5 protein-coding genes are annotated in these 4,800 nt (G+C 45.6%); 1 reads left to right on the plus strand and 4 read right to left on the minus strand.

Annotated elements, in window-relative coordinates; translation table 11 throughout:
- From ACTXGO_RS09715 to cmoA, 4 genes are all read right to left on the minus strand, one after another.
- Positions 1 to 1,151: benzoate/H(+) symporter BenE family transporter (locus ACTXGO_RS09715; RefSeq protein WP_443574243.1), on the minus strand; the 1,151-nt coding region annotated here is incomplete at its 3' end.
- A gap of 84 nt (positions 1,152 to 1,235) precedes the next feature.
- Positions 1,236 to 2,267 carry a tRNA 5-methoxyuridine(34)/uridine 5-oxyacetic acid(34) synthase CmoB gene (gene cmoB / locus ACTXGO_RS09720; protein ID WP_443574244.1) on the minus strand — a complete coding sequence of 344 codons (1,032 nt, stop codon included), beginning with the start codon at positions 2,265 to 2,267 and terminating at the stop codon, positions 1,236 to 1,238.
- 410 nt (positions 2,268 to 2,677) lie between these two features.
- Positions 2,678 to 3,238, minus strand: coding sequence for a hypothetical protein (locus ACTXGO_RS09725; RefSeq protein ID WP_443543264.1), 561 nt, complete (start codon positions 3,236 to 3,238; stop codon positions 2,678 to 2,680).
- Positions 3,239 to 3,543: 305 nt separating this feature from the next.
- On the minus strand, positions 3,544 to 4,329 hold the full coding sequence (gene cmoA, locus ACTXGO_RS09730; RefSeq protein WP_443543262.1) for a carboxy-S-adenosyl-L-methionine synthase CmoA: 786 nt from the start codon (positions 4,327 to 4,329) through the stop codon (positions 3,544 to 3,546).
- Between the two features lie 211 nt (positions 4,330 to 4,540).
- Here cmoA and ACTXGO_RS09735 point away from each other — a divergent pair.
- Positions 4,541 to 4,800: peptide-methionine (S)-S-oxide reductase (locus ACTXGO_RS09735; protein ID WP_443574245.1), on the plus strand; the 260-nt coding region annotated here is incomplete at its 3' end.

A 4,800-nucleotide genomic window follows, 5' to 3' on the forward strand; every position in this document is an offset into this window, starting at 1 on the left:
GCAATCATACCGATAACCACGCCCCAAAATACTGAGCTTAATCCTAAGAACTGCATGCCAGAGGCGGTCGCCATAAAAGTAATCAAGGCCGAATCCCTTTGCGCCTCATTCTTCATAGCGATATGGATATTGGCAGAGATGGCGCCAATGAGCGCAAGGCCCGCCAGCGCTGCGATAAGCTCTTTGGGCAATAAGCTAAATACCGCGACGATACTGCCCGCAAACAGCCCACCGAGTAAATAAAACAAGCTATTAGCGATACCTGCGATATAGCGCTTGCCCTTGTCTTCATGGGCGTCCTTGCCCGTACACAAAGCGGCGGTAATAGCGCCCAAGGTCACAGTGATACCGCCAACGCAGGCGACTGCTAATGAGGCAATACCAAAGCTGCTGACAATAGGCTTTGCTGGTATCTCATAGCCGCTTAATCTCAAGATCGCCATGCCTGGCAAGAACTGACCGCTTAGGCTGACCAGAATCAGCGGAATGGCCAAATTAAATACCGAGCGCCATGTCCACTCAGGGGCGATAAAGGTCGGTATCGTAATTGCCAAATCGATATCGACAGGATTCATTTTGCCAAACAGCAGGCTTAAGACGACGCCGCAGGATAACACCCAAATCATGGTATAGCGCGGCGTGTAGCGCTTAGCAAATAAATAACACACCAGCATACTAAAGACAATGACAGGCATAGTATCCGTCGCCACAAACAAATCTAGTCCAAACTGAAACAAGATACCTGCCATCATGCCAGCTGCGATACCATTAGGAATCAAGCGCAATAGCTTATCGAATGACCCTGTGATCCCAACTAAGAACACTACAATAGCGCAGATGATATAAGCCGCGACTGCCTCGTTGATACTCATTTGCGGGAACAGAGTTACTAATAGCGCTGTACCGGGTGCCGACCAGCCAGCCACAATAGGCGTTTTGTATTTAATCGATAGATAAATACCCGGTATTACCGCGCCGATGGAGATACCCCAAATCCAAGACGCCATCATCGCATCGGACACTTGTGCAGCTTGAGCCGCCTGAAAAAATATCACTAGCGGCCCAGCATAAGCGATAAGCACGGCTAAGAAGCCTGCGACCGAAGCGGACAGCGACCAGTCATTCTTCAAAGTCTTTAGTAAGCTTGCCATAGGGCGTCCTTGCAACTGAGCAATGAGCAGTCAGCACAATTATAAGAGAGTCTGTGATTTGTGATTGGGCATAGCTTATTAGTATTATTTTTTGGCAATGAGGGTCGCACGCATTGGGGCAGGATAGCCTTCTAAGGTCTTTGCCCGATCATTAGGATCTAAAAAGTCTGCCAGCGATTGATACGTCATCCACTCCGTTGCTCTCTGTTCTGCTGTTGTCGTCACATCAACATCAACGCAGCGCACCTCACGAAACCCTGCTTTTTCTAACCAACCGATTAATGCTGCGACGGACGGCAAAAAATACACGTTATTCATTTGCGCATAACGCTCATGCGGCACCAGTACGGTATTGGCATCACCGTCAATCACTAGCGTTTCAAGTACCAGCTCGCCACCTTTAATTAGCTGCCCTTTAAGCTGCTGCAAATGCTCAAAAGGGGACTGGCGATGATACAGCACGCCCATACTAAATACGGTATCGAACAATTGGCTGTGCTCAGGCAAAGCTTCTAATGGCACAGGAATATAATGGGTACGATAGTTATCCGCTACGCCTACAAAGTGCCGTATCGCCATAAACTGATGATAAAACAGGCACGACGGATCAACAATAATCACCGTATCCGCGCCCGCCCCTGCCATACGCCAACCGTGATAACCCGAGCCGCCGCCCACATCTAAGATACGTCTATTTTTCAGCGCACTCAAATGCGGCGCTACTCGCTGCCATTTCCAATCACTATGCCACTCGGTATCTATCTTGATACCTGACTCATCATCGCCAATTTGACCCCCAATTTGAAAAGGCCCTTTACGCCACGGCATCAGCTGCTTGAGCAATGCCGTTGTTTGTTTGCGCTGAGACTCACTAAGATTCGCCTCAATCTTTAACGTATCGCTACCCAAATCGACACTATTGACGGTTAACTCTGGCAAACGCGCCACGGCCGCTTGATACGCTGGCGCATGTGCGTAGCGGCTTTTGTCTTTTATATCACCTAGCCACGTTGGTAATTGCTTAAGCCACTCATAAGCGCTCGGCTGCTGCTGCGCCAGTGCTAGCAAGGTTAGATATAGTTCGCGTTCGGCATTAGCAATGGTTTGATTGGTCATAAAAATTTCAATTTTCGTTAAGTTATGATTAGATAGATAAGCGTTATAAGAGGAACAATAAAGACAAAAAGATTGGCCTCAACATCGCTTGCTTTAATAATGGGCAAATATGCAAGTCAGGGGACGGTTTTCTTTACCGATTTATTCGGCGCTCGTCCCTCGCGCGCAGCTTTCGTCTCGCGCTCGATTGAAGTAATGCTTTGTTGTTTCTTTGCTCACTCTCGGCAAGAGCAAAGCATAGTTTTCGTTTTGTACTCGGGCAGTGCTCTGCTTAATCCTCGGCAAAAAAGAAGCATTGTTCAAGCTTAGCATTTAGCGATATTCTGTAATTTTCGTAGGGTGCGCCCCGCGCACCGATAAGCAAAGATAATGACATGAACATTTACTTATGTTATCGATTTGAATATATCCTACGCCTGTCCTTGCAAAATCTCAGCCTCACTACGAAAGTCATCGTACTCAAAAACGTCATAACTGTTACTATGAGCTTTAAAAACAATTTTGCCTTCGTCTAGCCAGCTTAATAAATTCTTAGCATCGTCAATAATGTCAGGATAAAACTCATCTAAGATGTTATTTAAATTATCGTTTGCTACTGAGGTATCAAAATCTGTTAGACGGACACCATATACCATTCCAATCTTATCAAAAAAAGCATAACCATCGAGATAGAAGTGATATGTCATATAAATCGAATCGCCACAGTCTTTATCTCTATTTATAATTGAATGTAGATATTCTTTTAGTCGGTCGGCTTCAAATTTGTAAAAACCAACGTGCTTTGCAAAATTCTCGTAGAAATAATTGAAGCTCCCTTCAGAAGTATAATAAAAAGAGATCAACTCAAAATACAAGTTAGGATTACTAGATTCTAGTATATTATCTTCATACAGCCATTTTTCAAACGATTGTAAGCTTATCTTCTTTTTTAATACGTCGTGAATTTTTCTTTCAGCTATAGGTGGAATCATATTTATACCTTAGGTTTTATAAATTGGTGCGCGGGGCGACACCCTACAAACGATGCTCAAATTTGAATCAGGCGTAGATACCATCTTGCCAAACCACGCTAAATAGTCGCAAAAAAAACGATGTCACCGCTAGCCTCGATTGTAGCGGTTATCCTACTGGGTGGGATGAGTTGCGAAGGCTTGGTTTGGGGCGGCTCGCAGAGCAAGAGACGCGCCAAAACTTAGCCTCTCGCCTCATACCAGCTAGCAGATAATAGCGAAAAGCGAGATTAGCTCCCCCAAATCATTCAAGACATTCAAACACCCTATCTAAACGCCACAATAGACACAAAGTTTAAAAACTGAAACCACGTCAGATGGCGCTTAAAACCAACTTGGTGTAGGCGCTGATGATGCTCGTCTAAGGTGTCGGTAATCAGTACGTTCTCAAGCGCGTTGCGTTTGCCGCTAATTTCCATCTCGCTATAGCCATTAGCGCGTTTAAAATCATAATAACGCTCGACCAGCCATGCATCATACTGCTCATCAAGCGCATGGGTCTTTTCGGTCAGCACCAGTATGCCACCCTCCTCTAGCGCATTATAAATATTTTCTAATACCGCTACCCTATCCGCTGCGGGTAAGAACTGTAATGTGAGGTTTAAAATGACCATATCGCAAGGCTCAAGCTCGATATCGCGAATATCAGCGGTAATCACTTCAATGTCATGCTCAGGATAATTATCACTTAGCAAAGTTTTGGCCTCTGTCGTCATCGCTGGAGAGATATCAACCGCTTTGATTTGCAAGTCATGTGGCGCAAATTCACCTGCCAGCGTCATTGTTGCCCCACCAAGTGAGCAGCCCAAATCATAGATGCGGCTAACTCTTTGCCCACTGTCGTTTTGCTGACGATATTTGCAATGACGACGGGCGAATATCGGTAGCATAGCGAGCACTTGACCGTAACCTGGGACGCTGCGGCGAATCATATCAGGGAAACAGGCGACCACTTGCTCATCGAAAGAGAAGCGCGCCGCTTTATCGAGTGGTGTGGTAAAGGGTTTATCAAAGATCGTATCGTGTTTGCTAGTAGGCTTGGCTTGGCTCATGAGACGGCTCGTTATGACAGTATCGTTGCTTGGTACGCATTGCAGACAGTAGAGGTAGCAAAAGCTCATTATAACATTACTGTTTGTTACTTATTACGTTTGGCATGCCTGCTAAGCTAAATGGGTATTGCTTGGGCAATGAAGTATTGAAAATCAAGCAGTTGCAACCATATAAAGACCCTAGCGCACATTAATAATAAAAGGAAAAAATATGCAAACGATCGTATTAGGCGGTGGCTGCTTTTGGTGCACCGAATCCGTATTTTTATCGGTAAAAGGCGTGCAGTCTGTGGTCTCAGGTTATATGGGCGGGGATGCGGCTACGGCCAATTATCGCGCGGTTTGCGGCGGCAATAGCGGTCATATCGAAGTCGTCAAAGTAGAGTATGATGAGTCTGTCGTACCGTTAGAAGTGATCCTTGATGTGTTTTTTGCCACTCATGATCCTACTACAATGGATCGCCAAGGCAA

The sequence above is a fragment of the Psychrobacter sp. T6-1 genome, assembly GCF_052258445.1.